General features: G+C 49.5%; 21 protein-coding genes and 1 tRNA gene. 9 read left to right on the plus strand and 13 right to left on the minus strand.

The window, feature by feature from the left end:
- Window positions 1-9 precede the first annotated feature (9 nt).
- The gene (locus tag EHT25_RS05750; protein WP_124871945.1) at window positions 10-690 is read right to left on the minus strand and encodes a fasciclin domain-containing protein; all 681 of its coding nucleotides are present in this window, start codon (window positions 688-690) and stop codon (window positions 10-12) included.
- A gap of 223 nt (window positions 691-913) precedes the next feature.
- On the opposite strand from EHT25_RS05750, the gene EHT25_RS05755 reads away from it, so the two are divergent.
- Window positions 914-1,384 (plus strand): FKBP-type peptidyl-prolyl cis-trans isomerase, encoded by a 471-nt coding sequence (locus EHT25_RS05755; protein WP_124871948.1) that lies wholly within the window; start codon window positions 914-916, stop codon window positions 1,382-1,384.
- Between the two features lie 102 nt (window positions 1,385-1,486).
- Window positions 1,487-2,074, plus strand: a complete 588-nt coding sequence (locus EHT25_RS05760; protein WP_124871951.1) for a hypothetical protein — start codon at window positions 1,487-1,489, stop codon at window positions 2,072-2,074.
- 119 nt (window positions 2,075-2,193) lie between these two features.
- On the opposite strand, the gene EHT25_RS05765 is transcribed toward EHT25_RS05760, so the two are convergent.
- Entirely contained in the window at window positions 2,194-2,931 is a 738-nt protein-coding gene (locus EHT25_RS05765; RefSeq protein WP_124871955.1) for an EcsC family protein, read from the minus strand.
- 21 nt (window positions 2,932-2,952) lie between these two features.
- Window positions 2,953-4,176: a hypothetical protein gene (locus EHT25_RS05770; protein ID WP_124871958.1), complete on the minus strand. Its 1,224-nt coding sequence runs from the start codon at window positions 4,174-4,176 to the stop codon at window positions 2,953-2,955.
- Window positions 4,177-4,491: 315 nt separating this feature from the next.
- On the opposite strand from EHT25_RS05770, the gene EHT25_RS05775 reads away from it, so the two are divergent.
- Complete coding sequence (locus tag EHT25_RS05775; RefSeq protein WP_124871960.1) at window positions 4,492-5,172, plus strand: murein L,D-transpeptidase catalytic domain family protein; 681 nt, start codon at window positions 4,492-4,494, stop codon at window positions 5,170-5,172.
- A 1-nt stretch (window position 5,173) separates the two neighbouring features.
- Here the strand turns inward: EHT25_RS05775 and EHT25_RS05780 are convergent, their stop codons facing one another.
- A complete protein-coding gene (locus EHT25_RS05780; protein ID WP_124871963.1) occupies window positions 5,174-6,379 on the minus strand; it encodes a L,D-transpeptidase family protein in 1,206 nt (401 codons plus the stop codon).
- A gap of 148 nt (window positions 6,380-6,527) precedes the next feature.
- Window positions 6,528-7,490, minus strand: coding sequence for an MBL fold metallo-hydrolase (locus EHT25_RS05785; RefSeq protein WP_124871966.1), 963 nt, complete (start codon window positions 7,488-7,490; stop codon window positions 6,528-6,530).
- Between the two features lie 215 nt (window positions 7,491-7,705).
- Between EHT25_RS05785 and EHT25_RS05790 the strand changes: the two genes are divergently transcribed.
- A complete protein-coding gene (locus tag EHT25_RS05790; RefSeq protein ID WP_124871969.1) occupies window positions 7,706-8,005 on the plus strand; it encodes a hypothetical protein in 300 nt (99 codons plus the stop codon).
- On the opposite strand, the gene EHT25_RS05795 is transcribed toward EHT25_RS05790, so the two are convergent.
- Window positions 8,002-8,754 (minus strand): DeoR/GlpR family DNA-binding transcription regulator, encoded by a 753-nt coding sequence (locus tag EHT25_RS05795; protein WP_124871972.1) that lies wholly within the window; start codon window positions 8,752-8,754, stop codon window positions 8,002-8,004. The two genes, EHT25_RS05790 and EHT25_RS05795, sit on opposite strands and share 4 nt — an antisense overlap.
- 67 nt (window positions 8,755-8,821) lie before the next feature.
- Between EHT25_RS05795 and nudK the strand changes: the two genes are divergently transcribed.
- On the plus strand, window positions 8,822-9,403 hold the full coding sequence (nudK, locus tag EHT25_RS05800; protein ID WP_124871975.1) for a GDP-mannose pyrophosphatase NudK: 582 nt from the start codon (window positions 8,822-8,824) through the stop codon (window positions 9,401-9,403).
- Window positions 9,404-9,512: 109 nt separating this feature from the next.
- On the opposite strand, the gene EHT25_RS05805 is transcribed toward nudK, so the two are convergent.
- Entirely contained in the window at window positions 9,513-9,713 is a 201-nt protein-coding gene (locus EHT25_RS05805) for a hypothetical protein (RefSeq protein ID WP_124871977.1), read from the minus strand.
- Window positions 9,714-9,967: 254 nt separating this feature from the next.
- On the opposite strand from EHT25_RS05805, the gene EHT25_RS05810 reads away from it, so the two are divergent.
- From EHT25_RS05810 to EHT25_RS05825, 4 genes are all read left to right on the plus strand, one after another.
- Window positions 9,968-10,231, plus strand: coding sequence for a hypothetical protein (locus EHT25_RS05810; RefSeq protein ID WP_124871980.1), 264 nt, complete (start codon window positions 9,968-9,970; stop codon window positions 10,229-10,231).
- 188 nt (window positions 10,232-10,419) lie between these two features.
- Entirely contained in the window at window positions 10,420-10,611 is a 192-nt protein-coding gene (locus tag EHT25_RS05815) for a cold-shock protein (RefSeq protein ID WP_114404734.1), read from the plus strand.
- A gap of 166 nt (window positions 10,612-10,777) precedes the next feature.
- Window positions 10,778-12,910: a Tex family protein gene (locus EHT25_RS05820; protein ID WP_124871984.1), complete on the plus strand. Its 2,133-nt coding sequence runs from the start codon at window positions 10,778-10,780 to the stop codon at window positions 12,908-12,910.
- A gap of 120 nt (window positions 12,911-13,030) precedes the next feature.
- Complete coding sequence (locus EHT25_RS05825) at window positions 13,031-13,615, plus strand: C40 family peptidase (protein WP_124871987.1); 585 nt, start codon at window positions 13,031-13,033, stop codon at window positions 13,613-13,615.
- Here the strand turns inward: EHT25_RS05825 and EHT25_RS05830 are convergent.
- The 6 genes from EHT25_RS05830 to EHT25_RS05855 all read right to left on the minus strand — a co-directional run bounded on the left by EHT25_RS05830 (window position 13,612) and on the right by EHT25_RS05855 (window position 16,656).
- Entirely contained in the window at window positions 13,612-14,169 is a 558-nt protein-coding gene (locus tag EHT25_RS05830; protein ID WP_124871990.1) for an NUDIX hydrolase, read from the minus strand. The genes EHT25_RS05825 and EHT25_RS05830 overlap by 4 nt on opposite strands.
- A gap of 170 nt (window positions 14,170-14,339) precedes the next feature.
- Window positions 14,340-15,017 (minus strand): ClpP family protease, encoded by a 678-nt coding sequence (locus EHT25_RS05835; RefSeq protein ID WP_124871993.1) that lies wholly within the window; start codon window positions 15,015-15,017, stop codon window positions 14,340-14,342.
- Window positions 15,018-15,127: 110 nt separating this feature from the next.
- Complete coding sequence (locus tag EHT25_RS05840) at window positions 15,128-15,346, minus strand: hypothetical protein (RefSeq protein ID WP_124871996.1); 219 nt, start codon at window positions 15,344-15,346, stop codon at window positions 15,128-15,130.
- Between the two features lie 5 nt (window positions 15,347-15,351).
- The gene (locus tag EHT25_RS05845) at window positions 15,352-15,906 is read right to left on the minus strand and encodes an RNA polymerase sigma factor (protein WP_124871999.1); all 555 of its coding nucleotides are present in this window, start codon (window positions 15,904-15,906) and stop codon (window positions 15,352-15,354) included.
- Between the two features lie 121 nt (window positions 15,907-16,027).
- Window positions 16,028-16,101: transfer RNA gene (locus tag EHT25_RS05850), tRNA-Ala, on the minus strand.
- Window positions 16,102-16,170: 69 nt separating this feature from the next.
- Entirely contained in the window at window positions 16,171-16,656 is a 486-nt protein-coding gene (locus EHT25_RS05855; RefSeq protein ID WP_124872002.1) for a DUF3299 domain-containing protein, read from the minus strand.
- Window positions 16,657-16,660 lie beyond the last annotated feature (4 nt).

The raw sequence follows: 16,660 nt of genomic DNA on the forward strand, positions 1-16,660 counted from the left end.
AATTCCCTTTTACTTTTTCTCCGCAGGCATCAAAACCGCATCGATCGAGTGGATCGTGCCATTAGTTGCTTCCAGATCTGCCCGGTTGATGTTGGCAGTATTCCCCTGACCGTCGGTGATGGTAATGGCATCGCCCTGTTTACCAACGGTTAACGTCCCGCCCGTGACGGTTTTTAATTTCTGGCCATCCTGCAATTGATCCGAAGTCAAATTGCCTTTTACAACATGGTACGACAGCAGCTTAACGAGCTTTGACTTAGCGGCCGGTTGGAGCAGCGCGTCGAGCGTTCCGGCGGGCAGTTTGTCGAAGGCTTCGTTCGTCGGCGCAAAAACCGTGTAAGGGCCTTTTCCGGCCGCCTGGTCATCCAGCCCCGATACCCGTAATGCCCGGAATAAAACCGTATGTTCCGACGATTTGGCGGCACTGATGGCCAGATCCCGGCCCGTCGAACCACCCGGTTTCATCCCTCCCCGGGATTCCCGGCCCGAGCCCATTGATCCGTAGGCGTTGGAACTGCTCTGGGTCGAAACCGAGGTACTGCTGCCAAGTGGATTGGGTTGCGCAACGGTTGACGAAGAGGAGTTACTGCGCGAAGTCGAGTCTTTAACTTCCTGAGCAAGAGCGGCTTTGTTCGCACCGACGACGAACCCGAAGGCGAGCGTAAGGGCGAAAACGACTTTTTTCTGCATGATAAAAAGTGGTTTGGTTTACAAAACGTTGAGAATCTACTACCAACTTTTAACACATTCGGTCGGTAAATTGTTGTCAGAATACAATTGGGTTAACGGGGCGTGTCTGGAGAATATTTTGTTTCGAGGCATTGAACATCAGTAATCTTATCGTAGAAAAGGGCAACAAGTTGCGTCCTTTATCAAAAAAGTATCACCTTTGTCTTTATTCAATTTTTTAAACATGCAAATTTCCAAACACAAAGTTGCCGGCATCCACTACACCTTGCGCGACAACGACGGCAATATTCTCGACTCCAGCGAAGGACGGGACCCATTGTATTATCTCCACGGCGAGGGAAACCTGATTCCGGGTATGGAAAACGGGCTGGTGGGTAAGTCGACCGGCGACAAATTCCAGATTAAGGTTTCTCCCGAGGAAGGATACGGCGTAACGGATCCGCAAATGATCCAGGCGGTTCCCAAAACCGCCTTTGGCGGTCAGCCCATTGAGGTAGGAATGCAGTTTCAAACCAATCAGGGTCAAGTGGTTACAGTAACCCAGGTTGGAGATAATGAAGTAACAATTGACGCAAACCACCCACTGGCTGGTCAGGAACTCAATTTCGATGTAGAGGTGATCGAGGTTCGGGATGCTACGCAGGAAGAAGTAATGCATAAACACGTACACGGACCCGGTGGACATCACCATTAATTCATTCCCGTAAATAATCTGTCGGTCACCGGTTTTTTTCATAAGTTTGGAGAAAGATCGGTGACCGATCCATTTTATTCCAACATCCTTCTCCTGTACGCCATGAAAAAAATTACCGCTGTTTTTCTCACCGGCTTTTGTGCCGTCAATGCCTTCGCCCAAACCGCCCCTACTCCCGAGCTTCAGATAAAAACGGCCGTTATGGCAGCGCCTGCCGACAAGCGCGATGGCGCGACGGTTTATGGGTATACGGGTAAAAATGAGATGATTGTGCTCCGGAAAGGAACGAACGATTACGTTTGCCTGGCCGATGATCCAACCCAGAAGGGCCTGAATGTGTCCTGTTACTACGTGGGGCTGGAACCGTTCATGGCACGCGGACGGGAGTTGAAAAAAGAAGGAAAATCACCCGCCGAAATCATGAAAATCCGGGAAGAAGAAGAAAAGGCGGGTAAGTGGAAAATGCCCAAACAGCCGTCGTCACTTTTTGTCTACTCAGCTCCTGATTCAAACTACAATGCCGCCACGGGCGAAGTAAAAAATGGCTACCTGCGCTCGGTGGTATATATTCCGTACGCCACCTCCGAAAGCACCGGTTTGCCCCTCAAAGCTGAAGCTCCCGGCATGCCCTGGATCATGGACCCCGGCACGCACCGGGCGCACATCATGATCAATCCGGCGCGGAAGTAAATTTCAGGCTACCTGACTTTCCGGATTGGATGGTTAAACGGGTTGGTTGACGCGTGCGTTCAAAAGAAAGAAAAAGAGTGCGTCAGCCAACCGGTTTAACCATCAGCACCCTATAAACATTACCTTTCTAACGCCCTCCCTTCCGCCCACCGCATTCGGTATGCATTCATGGCGGTTTTCCCGAGGGACTCGAGTAGGCGGTAATTGGCGACTAAACCGACGGCGGCTCCGATGCCGGGAACCAGTTGCGCCATTTTAACCAAATCAATGTAATCGCGGTATTCCTGCTGAAAGGTTCGCCAGTCGAATTGATCGATGTCGTCGGGCAATTGCTGGCTTTTGACCTGCCAGTTAATCATTTGCTGGTAAACCGCCTGCCGACGCTCCTGGCTCGAAAACGCCAGCTGGAAAATATGCATGATGTATAACCGCTCCTTGTATTCGTTAATCGGGTAGCCGTAAATGGCCGCTATTTCGAATAAGAGCTTCATTTTCAGAGCGAGTAAGAGCGGAAAATCCGCTAGCCCCAGCAAAATCCCTCCCGCTCCCGTCACCCCGCCTTCGGCCGCTCCGGCGGTTTTATAAAAGGCAATGCGGTCCCGAACGCGCTCCTCCCGTTCCTCCAGTGATAACGGTTCCAGCACCGGCTGGCGGGTCAGAAACTCCGCGCCGAACAAAACCGCCCGCGTCATTTGCTTGATGGTGGCCGTAATTGCCTGGTGGACTTTTTCCGGAATAATTTTGTTAATTCGGGTTTGAAGATTCTTGGAAAGGCGGTTGACGGTAGACGGTTTCCGCATCATTTTCAGTCGCCAGACATTCAATTCGCGCACAACGGCGTCTTCGTAGTGAGACATAATTGGTTGGTTGGTTCGAAATTAACGCGGGCCCTGTCGTCGGCTGGTTTGCCGGACACCGGTTCCCAATTTAGCATTGTTGGTTACCTTATTATATCCTTCGAACGTTGAATTTTCGACGGTCGTGTTGAAAGAGTCCAGACTTAGTTGAATGGCCGTTTTGGTGCTGTCAGTGGTGACAAAGCGGGTTCCGTCGGTGATCCGACTTTGCTTGATACGGGCGCCAATGATACCGCTGTTGATAAACTGGCTGTTTCTAACCAGCAATTCGGTTAGTTGTCCGTTGTAATAGCGGATGTTTCCGCCCCGAAAGGTGGTCCCGTTGACAGTAATCCGGCGCGAACCGGAATTCTCGTAACTAATGTACACATCTTTGTCAAACTCACAACCGGGTCCGATGATGGTTTCCTCCTCGGTGGAACTACCCCCGCCATAGTTAGCAAATGAATTACGGGCCAGCGTATGAACGGTTTTCACCCGAGACATGGTAACTGGCCCGCTAAACGTCAGTGCGCCATCGGTATCCGTTGCTTCCAACGTCTTCCCACAGTTCCGGGCCGTGAAATTATCAATCGAAATTCGGTAGATATGATGTAACCCTTTCACTGCATTGATGCAATTCTCCGCTTCGCCGGCACGAATTATTCCTTTGGCCCGCTCTGAAACGCCAAATCCAACCCGAAACCCAATGGCTTTACACTGATTCCAGGTAACCCGATGGTCCGAATCGGTTTGCTCCCCCTCCGACCAGAAACCGGCGTAAGGGCTGATGCCCTTGGTATTTCGGGCAATACAATGCGAAAAAACCGTACCCGGAGCATTATCGCTGTCGAAGGCATCACCAACACAGTCGGTGGCTATGCAGTGTTCAAAGCGCGTATTTTTTGCATAACCACCTGCAATAAATGGTGACTTTCCTCCTACCTCGTGGTAACGCTTCTGACCTGAAACCTGGCAATTGCGGAAAACGTTTCGGTCTGAAACCGCGTTTTTATTCCCGGCATTAAACAACTGATTTTCAACAACAAATGAGGAAGCATCAGCATTCTGAATGAACACCCGATCAGCACCGCTCGCCGTGCAACCACCCCAGTAAATTCCGCCCTCAATCGGGCTTTTGTCACAATTGATAGTTAGATCACGAATAAAAACGTGTTGTTTCTGATTGGCCCAGAAAGCATACCCCCGCTGTGAATTTCGAATGATAACTGTTCGGCCGGTTCCCGAACCCTGAATACTAATCAATGATCCTGTAATTTCAACCGGACCCTGTATAAACTGTCCCGCGGGATATTTAATTGTCCCTCCACCTCGTTTCGTCAAGTCAGCAATTGCCCGGTTAACGGCTGGCGTAAACTCTGTTTCGCCCGGTTTTTTATAAGTCAAGATCGAAACTACCGGTTGCGCCAAACTCTTTGAAAACCAGTACATAACCGTTAAAAAAGTAATAAAAATGATACGAATCATATAGAAAATGGTTAGTCAAACGAATTATTATTGACCAATCGGCGTTATAAACTTACCTCCCTTTTTACATACGAACCAGTTATTCAACGTTTTATGAAAAAAGCGCTGCTGATTTTTTTTGCCCTTTTACCCTTTAGCTTCGCCAGCACTGGCACCACGGTAAAACACATTTCCCACGAAACGGTTGATCAGGGGAGTCTCTGGTCGGGTATATACGACGAACTGCAACTCGACAGTAACGGGTTGCGGAAAGACGTATTCGATTACGCCCTGCGCGGATTGCAAAAAACCGCCTTTGCCCGGTCCATTCTCAGCATTGTTGATCTGAGTCAGCCTTCGAACCGGAAACGTCTCTACGTCATCGACCTTGATCAGCACAAATTACTGTTTCAGACGTACGTGGCTCATGGCCGTAATTCGGGTGAACTTATGGCGGCTGCGTTCTCTAACACGTTTTCGTCGTTCCAATCCAGTCTCGGTTTTTACCAGACCCTTAATACCTACCAGGGCAAACACGGATTATCGCTCCAATTGAAAGGGCTGGAACAGGGGTTTAACGATAACGCCTTTAGCCGGGCCATCGTTATGCACGGAGCGGATTATGTCTGTGAAGATTTTATCCGGAAAACCGGTCGACTGGGCCGCAGTCAGGGTTGTCCGGCGATTGATAATGCCGTTTGCAAGGACATCATTCAAGCCATTAAAGGCGGTTCCTGCCTGTTCGTTTATTCACCGAATCCCGATTACCTGCAAAAATCGACTTTTCTGCTGTAAGTTACATCGGGCGGCCATCCAGATCGTACACATCCTTGTAATACCGTAATTGCCCTTTTTCGTCAATGTCGACCCGGTTGTAGACGACAAAAACCGGAAAAGGTTTGGGTAATTTCAGCGTCTGCGGTTTCTGGTCGATCATGCATCGGTTCATAAAACCTTCGTCCAACACCTGAGCTTCCATCAGGTAATTCGCCAGTTCGACCGGTTTCTGCACCCGCATGCAGCCGTGGCTTCGCCAGCGATCACTGGTCAGGTCGAATAGATCGCGGGCGTTGGTGTCGTGCAGGTAAATGGCACCGGGGCCCGTCAGGTTGAACTTGATCAGACCCAGCGAATTGCTGCATCCGGAAGCCTGCCGAAACCGGTACGGGAAATTGTCGGCCGACATTTCATTCCAGTCGATGTCGGATGGATTTACGACTTGCTCTTTATCGTTCAGCACCTCCATGTTCTGGTTTTCAAGGTACTGCTCGTTTTCCTGAACTTTAGGTAGAATTTCTTTTAATCCGATTCCACGCGGCACGTTCCAATACGGATAGGTCACAATATCCGTCAGATAAGTGGTAAAGAATGGCGTTTTACTGTCTTTTTTCCCGGCAATCACCTCCATCGGCAACAGACATTTTCCGCTACGATCGAAGATATTCAATTGAGCCGCCGGAATATTAACCACCAGAAACCGGTCAAAATCGAAGCGATTCAGATACCGATAAAAATTGAGTGTTTGTCGCACGTACTTAGCCGTATCATAAACCCCCGCCTTCCGCAACCGCAGGAACTGGTTGACCAACATGGGGTAATGCCCAAAGACCGGGGTCTTTTTGAGGGAATCCAGTGCCGACCGGCCTTCGTCTTTCTTCAACATGGCAATCGCCCAGACCGTGTCAATTTTCTCCGGTATTTTATTGTAGGTAATTCGGGACGGTTTTAACCCGTAGCGAAGTTCGAGCAGCAAACCGGTAAACTTTTCACCAAACTCTTTTTTGCTATCGGTTTCCACGAATGAATACCGGCTGGTATCGATTCCGACCGAATCGGCCGCCCGGCACAATTGCCGCATCACCAGTTCGGCCGGTTTTCGATCCCACCCCTCAGCCGGAACGTCATTTTTGCTCCAGACGCCAAAATGCCTCAGCGCAAACCAGCCCACCAATAAGACAATAACCGCACTCGCAATGACAATAATAAGGTTACGACGTTCCATCGTTTCGTTGAGTTTTACTTTGCTATAAAACTGCGTTTTTGGCGGTGGTGTTTAATTTGGGGCTGAATAACTTCATTAAAAACCCCGATACATTGTTGATTTCAACAACTTTCGGGGCTTTTATTCCTTGAATGCCAGCGGCACGGTTTTACTTTTTATTGATTCTCCCGAAAAGCAACAGGACTGTCCCGGTAATTAATCCAATGCCAATGGCGCGCGCAACGTGGTAGGATATTGGCGGGGGCATGTCCACAATCCCTTCTTCGTTCGTATGAGCCGGTTGCCGGGTATAGCGGCCATTTTTAGGAACTTCCTGCGCTTCAAAACTATGAATCAAGTCTTCCAGCATTTGGGGCAAACTGATTCCGCGGATGGCTTTTCCATGCCCGGTTCCGGCCGCAGTCGGGTTTAGGGCGGCCAAGTCCTGAATGGAGCGTTTGGAAGCTTCCCAGTCAATGGTAAAATAAGCCGGAGGGCCGTGCAGGGCCTCTTTCTGCGTCATCACGGCAAAGGCCGAATTCTGATCGGTATTCGTAAAAGCGTCTCCCGCAATCAACACCCGGTCTTTTTCACGAAACAGCGAAATATGTCCGGGCGAATGACCGGGGGTATGAATCACTTTCCATTCAGGCAATTCCGGCACAATTCCGTCTGCCGGGAACGGACGCACCCGATCGCCAAAATTGTAGGGCGCCGTGGGAAACATCCACGACAAATAGGCCATGGCTCCACCACCAACCGCGGGGTCTGGTGGTGGGTAATGCGATTTCCCCTGCAAAAAAGGCATTTCCAGCTTGTGCGCATAAATGGGCACATCTCCCCATTCTTTCAACAGGGTTTCCAGCGATCCGGCGTGATCGAAATGCCCGTGCGTAAGAATAATTGCCTGGGGCGGGTTGTGTTCCCCGAATAACTCCGTAGCCTTTTTCCGGATCGGATCGGCCCCGGACGGTGTTCCGGTATCAACCAGAATCCATTTTCCGCCGGTTTTGGGTTCACCGATAAAATACACGTTTACAAATACATTTTTCATCCCTCTGACATCCCTTGCAATTTCATACGGCCCCAGTTCTTCCAGGGCTGATTGGTTTTCAATGGTCTGACTTTCCATACCCCTCAATGGTTTGTTTGAATTTTCAACCACAAGAACACCGCTTTGTTGGGTTAACTTATTTATCGCCCAATCAGAAACGGAATTTGGGGAGTAGAATCACCTTTTTAGTCGTGTAACGGATTCAAACTCGACGCCCCTAAACCTTAATAAAAAACAATACGGTGCCCGTTTCTAAATTTGTGTATCTTTGCGAGCGAAAACCGCCATTGAGGATGCGAGTTCTGAAAGTGACGAAATACAGCCCTATCTTACACGAATTGCGGGCATCATGGGGAGTGCTTCAGGCCGGTAAATATTTACTGTCGGAGTCCATGCAAAATCGAACCCCGTCGGAAGATTTATTCGCTTACCAAAGCGCGGTAGCTGAAATTGGACGGATCGAACGAAAGCTCGAAATCCTGTACGACGAAATTCAGGCCGTCGAATTGTTACACCAGGCCGCGATTCTGACCGGTAACTACGAAGATATGTCGAGCCGGAAGCGTTCGGGCGACAACTCCCCCCTTAATTAGTTCATCACCCTGACACCCCGTTGGCGGTATTGTTCCATTACATCCGGGTTGGCCGCCGGATCGGTCACGATCACCTGAATTAAACTCAGGGGGGCAAAATGCACGTATTTGTCTTTTTCCAGTTTCGTTGAATCGCAGAGCAAATATACCTCGGCCGCCTGTCCGGCCATCGCCAGCGTCATTCCCGCTTCTGTTTCACTATTCGCTGATAAACCGTGCTGGGCCGAAATGCCGTCGACACCCAGAAACGCCTTGTGCGCACGATAGCGGGCCACGTGTTCGTTAGCGATCAATCCATGAACGGCTTGGCGTCGGGAATCGACCTCACCCCCCACCAGATTAATGGTTACTTCCGATTCCAGCAATTCGTTGACCACCGGCAATGAATTGGTAATCACCTGAATGCGTTTATTCCGAATAAATTGGCACAACCGAAAAACCGTGCTGCCGCAGTCCATGAAGATAATTTCACCGTCGTTGATTTCCTGAGCCGCCAATCGACAAATATGGTCTTTGTTGTCGGAATTGACGGCGGTTTTGTTCGCGAACTGAATCGGATTAATTGCCAATCCGACCTTCATGGCTCCACCGTGCGTCCTGTAAATCAGACCGTCGGCGGCCATTGCGGTCAGATCCCGGCGAATGGTAATTTCCGAAGTTTGGATGAGTTCCGCCAGTTCTTTCACCTCAACCGATCCTTTTTCCTCGACCGTTTGTAAAATGATCCGCTTGCGATTTGGAAAGTTCATGTGGACAATCTTTATTTGTAAATCAATCAAAAATAATCAATTTCAATCAAAAACAACCAATACTTTCATGAATAATTCTCGGGTACAAGTGGTAAAGAATGAAATCTTATCCGACAACTGGTATACGCTGCGCAAGGTAACGTTTAACTATTTACGCAAAGACGGAATTTGGGAGACGCAATCGCGGGAAGCCTACGACCGCGGAAACGGTGCCACCATTTTGCTGCATAATCCGGAGAAAAATACCGTCATTCTGACCCGGCAGTTCCGAATGCCAACCTACGTCAACGGAAATGCCACCGGATTGTTGATCGAAGCCTGCGCCGGTTTGCTGGACAACGACAATCCGGAAGACGCCATTCGGCGGGAAACGGAGGAAGAGACCGGTTTTGTGGTCACCAACATCCGAAAAGTGTTTGAAGCGTACATGAGTCCCGGTTCGGTGACGGAGAAACTTTATTTTTTTACAGCGGTCTATTCCGACACGACCGAAAAACGTGTGGGGGGTGGCATCGATGAGGAAGATATCGATGTCCTGGAACTTTCGCTTCCACAGGCTATTCAGATGATCGCCCAGGGAGAAATTGCGGATGGAAAAACAATTATGCTGTTGCAGCATCTGTACATTCAACAGATGAGCGCAGCCTGACGCAGCGTTGAAATCATGCAATAACTCCAACCTCCCTCTTCACAGCCATCTCACCGGAGGTTGGAGCCGTCTTTTACAAGTGTACGGGGAAAACGGAATCGGGCATCAACTATACAAACTCACGTCTCGCATTCCGGCGAATAACCGGAGGCAACCCACTCAGATAGAAATCATCGATCGGTTGGTTCCAGACTTGCATAAAACGCTCTTCGAGCGCCCGGATATTGAGCGACTTGGTATTGGCAGAATTCAATTTATACATTTCGTCTCCCATGATGCAGGAGAGTAGGAAAAAAGCGTCGTATTTCATGCCGATAGGATGTTTTAACGATTACAAAGTAAGATGGAGGGCATTAAAAGGGGGTGTAAATCGTATTAAGGCAGGCTTAAAAACAGGCATGAACGAATAGTCATGGATTAAAAAGAAATTAAAACAACACATGACCAGCTTTACAAATCCAAATAAAGTAACAAAACCGGTTTTTCAGATTCATAAAAATTTGTAATTCCAGGAGCTGGTTTTATCCGAAAATTGTTTCGGAAGTATAGCTAACCGATCCGATCATGAATACCTCCATCGAGTCTTACACTGACATGCTCCAATCGCTCATTGCGTTGCGGAAATACGTTAAACTATTCTACTATACTGAGCTGAATGAACTGCTTTCGGTTACCTCCATTCTAACCAAACTGGCAACCGGTCCCGATGGGAATGTGGTTGAGCTGGCCTCTGGTGAGGTCATTCCGGTGGCCCGGCTGGTGAATGTTGACGGCGTTTATGCGCCCGGACACGAAGATTACGAAGACTGTCTGGTCTGTCGGATTTAAGCCTTAATAAAACCGGTACCCGTTTTTACGCAACTGTTTCCCTTTTGTCCCGGTTATACTACAAATCTGAACTGTATTTTTCGTTCCAGCCTAAATAAATGCCTGTTTCCCATAAAAAACAGGAATAAAAATTTGGATTGGAAGTTAAAAATATAGTCTTTTATGCAAATTTTTTCAATCATAATTCAATGCAAACAGGAGTAGTAAAATTTTTTAATGAAACCAAAGGATACGGTTTCATTAAGCCAGATGCACCAGGTGAGGACATTTTTGTTCACTCGACCGGCCTGGTTGATCAGATCCGCGAAAACGACAAAGTAAAATTTGAAGTGGAACGTGGCAAAAAAGGTCTTAACGCCGTAAACGTAGAACTGGTATAATCGAAAGATACAGCCGTTTTAGTTTCAAGAAGAAAACATGCCTGAGGCATGTTTTTTTTTGCCTCTGACTCAGAACACATTACCGCAACACGCCCGGTTTTCTGCGTGGGAGTAGTTGAAAAACCGGCCTTTCCTGCTTTTTTTGTGGCTTCAATCCATTGAATCCATGCGTACCATCAACGACCAAGGGAGTATCTCTGCGCGCCTGGCGTCCTTGCTCAACCTCTCCGTCCGTCAGGTTGCCAACACCATTCAGTTGCTCGACGACGGGGCCACGGTTCCGTTCATCGCCCGATACCGGAAAGAAGCCACCGGTCAACTGGACGAAGTTCAGATTGGTGCCATCAAAGATCACTACCAAAAACTGCTTGATCTCGATAAACGACGGGAGGCTATTCTGAAATCCATTGAGGATCAGGGCAAATTGACAAACGAGCTTCGGCAAAAAATCGAATCCAGTGATTCAATCACCGAATTGGAAGATTTGTATTTGCCCTTCAAACCCAAACGAAAAACCCGTGCCACCATCGCCATCGAAAAAGGGCTGGAACCCTTGGCTAAACTGATTTTTAGTCAACGCGAAAATACCGTTGAGCGAAAAGCCGCGTCCTTTATTAACGACCAGGTTCCAACGGTTTCGGAGGCTTTGCAGGGCGCCCGCGACATCATGGCCGAGTGGATCAGCGAAGACGCCGACGCGCGCCAGCGAATCCGCAATCTGTTTGAACGTGAAGCCATTATCAAATCCACCGTCAAGAAAGATAAGGAAACGGCGGGTATTAAATATAAGGATTATTTCAGTTTTGCGGAACCGTTACGCCGGGTTCCCTCCCACCGGTTGCTGGCCATTCGTCGCGGAGAAGCCGAAGGAATTTTGGCGGTCAGCATTTCGCCGGACGAAGAAGCCGCCCTCCAACGGCTCGACCGCCAATTTTTGCGTTACGGTTCTTCGGAAAGTACCGATCAGGTTGCCATCGCAGTCAAAGATAGTTACAAACGATTGATCAAACCGTCGATTGAAACGGAGTTTGATAACCTGTCGAAGCAAAAGGCCGATCAGGAAGCCATTAAAATTTTTGCCGATAACCTCCGCCAGTTGCTGCTTTCGCCCCCTTTGGGCCAGAAGCGGGTGTTGGCCATCGACCCCGGTTTTCGTACGGGCTGCAAGGTGGTATGCCTGGATGCGCAGGGCAATCTGTTGCAAAACGATGTCATTTATCCCGACAGTCTACGGGATCAGGCCCAACAGACGCTCCAGAAGTTAGTCGCTCACTATCAGATCGAAGCCATCACCATTGGCAACGGAACGGCCGGACGCGAGACCGAAGACTTTGTCAGAAGCCTGAATTTCGGCCGAACCATTCCGCTGTTTATGGTAAGCGAACAGGGCGCATCCATTTACTCCGCATCGGAAATAGCCCGGCAGGAATTTCCAAACCAGGATGTAACGGTACGCGGAGCGGTTTCTATTGGTCGCCGGTTGATGGATCCGCTGGCCGAACTGGTTAAGATTGATCCCAAATCCATCGGCGTGGGCCAATATCAGCATGATGTTGATCAATCGGAGCTTAAAAACAGCCTGGACCGGGTGGTCGAAAGCTGCGTGAATCAGGTTGGCGTTTCGCTCAACACGGCCAGTAGTCACTTGTTGCGGTACGTCTCCGGTCTGGGGCCGCAACTGGCGCAGAATATCGTTGAATACCGGTCGCAAAACGGCCCGTTTCAATCGCGCGACCAATTGAAAAAAGTGGCCCGGCTCGGGGCTAAAGCGTATGAACAATGCGCTGGTTTTCTGCGAATTGATCAGGCAAAAAATCCGCTTGACAACAGTGCCGTTCACCCGGAAAGTTACCCCGTGGTTGAACGCATGGCCCGCGATTTGAAATGCACGGTGACGGATTTGATGAAAAAAAACGAGCTGCAAAAGCAGATAAAACCGGAGTTGTACGTTACCGAAACAGTGGGATTACCCACACTGCGCGACATTCTGGCCGAACTCGAAAAACCGGGCCGCGACCCGCGTGAATCCCTGGCGGTTTTTGAATACGACGAGCGCGTCCGAAAACCGGAGGATTTGCGGGAAGGAATGCTCCTGCCCGGTGTGGTCACCAATGTAACCGCTTTCGGTGCTTTTGTCGACATTGGCGTTAAACAGGATGGATTGGTGCACATTTCGCAACTGGCCAATCAATTTATTTCGGATCCCCGCCAGGTCGTCAGCGTACACCAGAAAGTGCAGGTAAAGGTGTTGGAGGTCGATTTACAGCGCAAACGTATTGCCTTAACCATGAAAATTTAATAGCTTACTCATCGATTCGTTTATCGTTTATTCGTCATGGTTGTGAAAGCGCAAGAATTCCTGAATCGCAAAAGTATAGATCAAAAAATGTATTCATGGCAGGATAAAACCGGCAGGCAGATGATTCCATTCCGCTTCTTTTGGCCCGCAGCCATTTTGGTGTTTATGATGTCATCCTGCTCCTTTTTTAAAACCTCCCATTACGTTCCACCCGCCCAGCGTAGGTCTGCTGCATCCAATCGAAAACCGGCTGTTGCCGCGCGGAAACCGATTGCTAAACCGCTGAAAACCGTTGATACCAAAACGTATCAACAAGGTTATGTACCGGAAGTGGTCAAAATTGCCCGAACGTACACCGGAACTCCGTACCGAACGGGCGGTCAAACGTCGGCGGGAATGGATTGTTCGGGATTAATTTTTGCGGCATTCAATACCGTGGGTTTGCAGATGCCCCGGGTTTCATGGCAGCAGTCCGAAGTGGGTTTTGAAGTTGAAGTTCCGCAGATTCAGGCGGGGGATCTGGTCTTTTTTGTTCCCGATGACGGGAAATCCGGGTACGTTTCGCATACCGGTATTGTTACCGAAGTTCGAAGCGAAACCAACATCATGTTTATTCATGCCTCGTCGTCGCGCGGGGTGCGGGAAGACAATCTTTTTTCGAGTTATTTCAAAGGGCGGTTCGTCAAAGCCGTACGGCCTTTCTAGGGGTGTTGTGCCAGATAATCTGCCGTCATTTCGAGAGTCTGCAGATAAGTTGATTGGGGGGGCGTGTAAGCCAATGAATAATTTCCGGAACGCAATTCGGCCAGCACGGTTTTCAGCGGGATAAACCTCAAATCCGCGACTTCGTCGAATTGCATCGTAAACTGGTCGAGCGTCCGGTTTGTCCGGTAGAGGTAAACCGCTGCGTGTTCGCGGTCAATGAGCGAAACCGCGGGGTCGATGGCTTCAACCGCCACCATTCCCAGAAAATGTAACTCGCCGGTTTTGGGCCGCACGCCGATTTCTTCCTCCACTTCCCGAATTGCGCAGTTCTCGTAGCTTTCCTGAGGATCGACGTGGCCGCCCACGCAGACATCCCAATAATCCGGTAAAACCGCTTTGCCCGGGTGACGAAGACTCAGCAGGACCTCATCCTGATCATTCAAAACGACGATTTCGGAAGTGCGGTGCCAGTCGCCGTCGCGGTGTGCGTCTTTTTTGGGTTTGGTAAAATCGAGGGGCCGATTGTTCGCGTCGAAGATTTCGAGTAAGTCCATAAAAAAAGCCGCATTCCTGCGGCTGAATGTCGGTGGCGATACTTGACCTTTATCCTACCACCGCTGGTCACAGATGCACAAATATTGACATTTTTGGCAACTGTTGCTCCGGTACGATCTAAAAATAAGCGGAAAATAATCGCCAGTCAACAACTTTTTCGAAACCTTATTTACCTCACCAAAACTTCGTCGATAAAACCGTATTCTTTGGCTTCTTCGGCTTTCATCCAGTAATCCCGGTCGGCGTTGCGTTCGAGTTCTTCCACGGTTCGACCACTGTGCCGCGCCATGATTTCGTACAGCTCCTGCCGGAGAATGACGATTTGCCGGGCCGTTATCTCGATGTCGACCGACTGCCCCTGCGCTCCACCGTGGGGCTGGTGAATCATCACGCGGGCATGGGGCAAGGCCGACCGTTTTCCGGGTGCACCGGCACACAATAAAACCGCTCCAAACGACAAAGCGACGCTCGTGCAGATGGTGGCTACATCCGGCCGAACGTATTGCATGGTATCATAAATGCCCAAACCGGCATATACCGAGCCACCGGGGCTGTTGATGTATAGCAGAATATCTTTTTTGGCATCGGCCGATTCCAGAAACAACAACTGGGCAATTATGACATTGGCAATGTTATCGTCGACCGCCGTACCGAGAAAGACGATCCGGTCGGCCATCAGCCGGGAGAACACATCGACTTCCCGGAAATTCATGGGCCGTTCTTCAATCACTGAGCGGGTCATGTTTTCGACCTGATGCAGATACCGGTCCACCGTCAGCCCGTTCAGGTTTCGGCCGTGGACGGCAAAATTGCGAAATTCATTTTTACTAAGTTCTGGGTAATACATAGAATAAGTGGTTAGGTTTGAAATGGAAAGGCAATAGAAGACCGCCCGGCCGATGTTGAGCCAGTTGGGAGGATTCAATACAGGATGGATGCGGGGTTAGGGCAACGGTTTTACCCAAACAGCCGGACGTAGATGGCGTCCAACTCGCGCCGTAGCTGCTGGCGGCCGGCCAACCGCAGCGCCTGGTAAGCCAGTTTCTGCGCAGCCAGTTTTTGTTGCCACTCCTGGTTCCAGAGGAGCCGCACGCTGACATCCAGGCTCTGTTCTTCGCTCAGGTTGCCCTGGAGATAGGATTCCAGTAATTGAACTTCTTCTAATTCAGGACGCATGGAAATCAGGATTTGAAGTGATCAACCGAAAGGTGACCAACCAGTTTGCGGAGTCGTTCCAGGCATTTAAACTTCTGCACAGTGGCCGACCGAATGCTCTGGTAGCCTCGTTGACGGGCAATCTGATCCAACCGCTGGCCAAAATAGTAAAAACTGACCAGGACGGACCGACAGGTTTCGCCCAGTTGGTTGACGAACGACATCAGGGCAAGCGACGATTCGCCATCCAGATCGGGTTCTTCCCAGACACTTTCGGCATGGCTTTCGGCCAGTTCAGTTTTGCGCTTCCGTTTCTCTACTTCCTGACGCCAGAGATTCTTGCAAATCCCCATCAGATACGTGCTGACCGACGATGTCAGGGTGAGCTGGTTCTGTACGGTTTTTTCGTAAAACATAATCATCGCTTCGTGAAACAGGTCTTTCGCATCCGCTTCCGTGCCGCCATGTTCCCGAACGTAATGGCGCACCATCGGATAGGTTCTGGCATAAATCCGTTCCATTGTTTGTTCCCGATCAGTCAGCAGGTCAGCATCCATGACGAGGCTTTGGGTTGCATTCATACGCTTTTTACGGGTTAATCAGAAAACCTCCTTACTATCACCCAAGGGTACCCATTTTTTTGAATATAAAAAAGGCCCGGTTTTCCAAAACCGGGCCTTTCGAAAAGTTACGTATATAAGGTGGAGATAGTCGGATTCGAACCGACGGCCTCTACAATGCCATTGTAGCGCTCTAGCCAACTGAGCTATACCCCCTTTTTCGTGGTGCAAATATCAGAAACTTTGGAGAAAAAGCAAGGAGGCTATTTTAAAAATTGCGCTTTCTTATTGTTCTGTCATCTCGGCATCTGCCAAAATGTAGTTTAATTCATAAATGTTATCGGCGTTTAGTTTAAGGGTTCCGTGGAACGTCCGGCGCTCATCGGTTTTAAACTTCAGGCCGCTTTTCTTGAATTTCAGGGATACCACCGATTCCGGTCCGGCTCCTCCGCAGAAAAAACAGGCACTGAATGGGAATGCCGACAGCACATACGTATTGGATTCGTAATCGACCGGAAGAACATAGCCCGTCAACTCGACCGGTTTTCCGCTCAGTTTCTGGATTCCGGCCCCAAACGTCGGATATAACATGTAAACGGATTCTTCCGGATACCATTTTTTCTTAAAAGTCACATCGCGCAGGGTTTCCCACGACAGCTTGACAGGTTCAGCAACCGAAACACCGGCTGCCGGAGCGGTTAGTTTGGCCGGTGTAAATGCTGCCAAAGCCAGCAGTCCGATTATGGCGATGAAAGAGACATTTTTTTTCATGACG

This window comes from Larkinella rosea (assembly GCF_003858635.1).
Taxonomy (GTDB): Bacteria; Bacteroidota; Bacteroidia; order Cytophagales; family Spirosomataceae; genus Larkinella; species Larkinella rosea.

Bases quoted from the DNA above. Each gene is read 5' to 3' on its own strand.
- EHT25_RS05750 (WP_124871945.1), bottom strand. From the start codon at position 690: ATGCAGAAAAAAGTCGTTTTCGCCCTTACGCTCGCCTTCGGGTTCGTC.
- EHT25_RS05755 (WP_124871948.1), top strand. From the start codon at position 914: ATGCAAATTTCCAAACACAAAGTTGCCGGCATCCACTACACCTTGCGC.
- EHT25_RS05760 (WP_124871951.1), top strand. From the start codon at position 1,487: ATGAAAAAAATTACCGCTGTTTTTCTCACCGGCTTTTGTGCCGTCAAT.
- EHT25_RS05765 (WP_124871955.1), bottom strand. From the start codon at position 2,931: ATGTCTCACTACGAAGACGCCGTTGTGCGCGAATTGAATGTCTGGCGA.
- EHT25_RS05775 (WP_124871960.1), top strand. From the start codon at position 4,492: ATGAAAAAAGCGCTGCTGATTTTTTTTGCCCTTTTACCCTTTAGCTTC.
- EHT25_RS05780 (WP_124871963.1), bottom strand. From the start codon at position 6,379: ATGGAACGTCGTAACCTTATTATTGTCATTGCGAGTGCGGTTATTGTC.
- EHT25_RS05785 (WP_124871966.1), bottom strand. From the start codon at position 7,490: ATGGAAAGTCAGACCATTGAAAACCAATCAGCCCTGGAAGAACTGGGG.
- EHT25_RS05790 (WP_124871969.1), top strand. From the start codon at position 7,706: ATGCGAGTTCTGAAAGTGACGAAATACAGCCCTATCTTACACGAATTG.
- EHT25_RS05795 (WP_124871972.1), bottom strand. From the start codon at position 8,754: ATGAACTTTCCAAATCGCAAGCGGATCATTTTACAAACGGTCGAGGAA.
- nudK (WP_124871975.1), top strand. From the start codon at position 8,822: ATGAATAATTCTCGGGTACAAGTGGTAAAGAATGAAATCTTATCCGAC.
- EHT25_RS05805 (WP_124871977.1), bottom strand. From the start codon at position 9,713: ATGAAATACGACGCTTTTTTCCTACTCTCCTGCATCATGGGAGACGAA.
- EHT25_RS05810 (WP_124871980.1), top strand. From the start codon at position 9,968: ATGAATACCTCCATCGAGTCTTACACTGACATGCTCCAATCGCTCATT.
- EHT25_RS05815 (WP_114404734.1), top strand. From the start codon at position 10,420: ATGCAAACAGGAGTAGTAAAATTTTTTAATGAAACCAAAGGATACGGT.
- EHT25_RS05820 (WP_124871984.1), top strand. From the start codon at position 10,778: ATGCGTACCATCAACGACCAAGGGAGTATCTCTGCGCGCCTGGCGTCC.
- EHT25_RS05825 (WP_124871987.1), top strand. From the start codon at position 13,031: ATGATTCCATTCCGCTTCTTTTGGCCCGCAGCCATTTTGGTGTTTATG.
- EHT25_RS05830 (WP_124871990.1), bottom strand. From the start codon at position 14,169: ATGGACTTACTCGAAATCTTCGACGCGAACAATCGGCCCCTCGATTTT.
- EHT25_RS05835 (WP_124871993.1), bottom strand. From the start codon at position 15,017: ATGTATTACCCAGAACTTAGTAAAAATGAATTTCGCAATTTTGCCGTC.
- EHT25_RS05840 (WP_124871996.1), bottom strand. From the start codon at position 15,346: ATGCGTCCTGAATTAGAAGAAGTTCAATTACTGGAATCCTATCTCCAG.
- EHT25_RS05845 (WP_124871999.1), bottom strand. From the start codon at position 15,906: ATGAATGCAACCCAAAGCCTCGTCATGGATGCTGACCTGCTGACTGAT.
- EHT25_RS05855 (WP_124872002.1), bottom strand. From the start codon at position 16,656: ATGAAAAAAAATGTCTCTTTCATCGCCATAATCGGACTGCTGGCTTTG.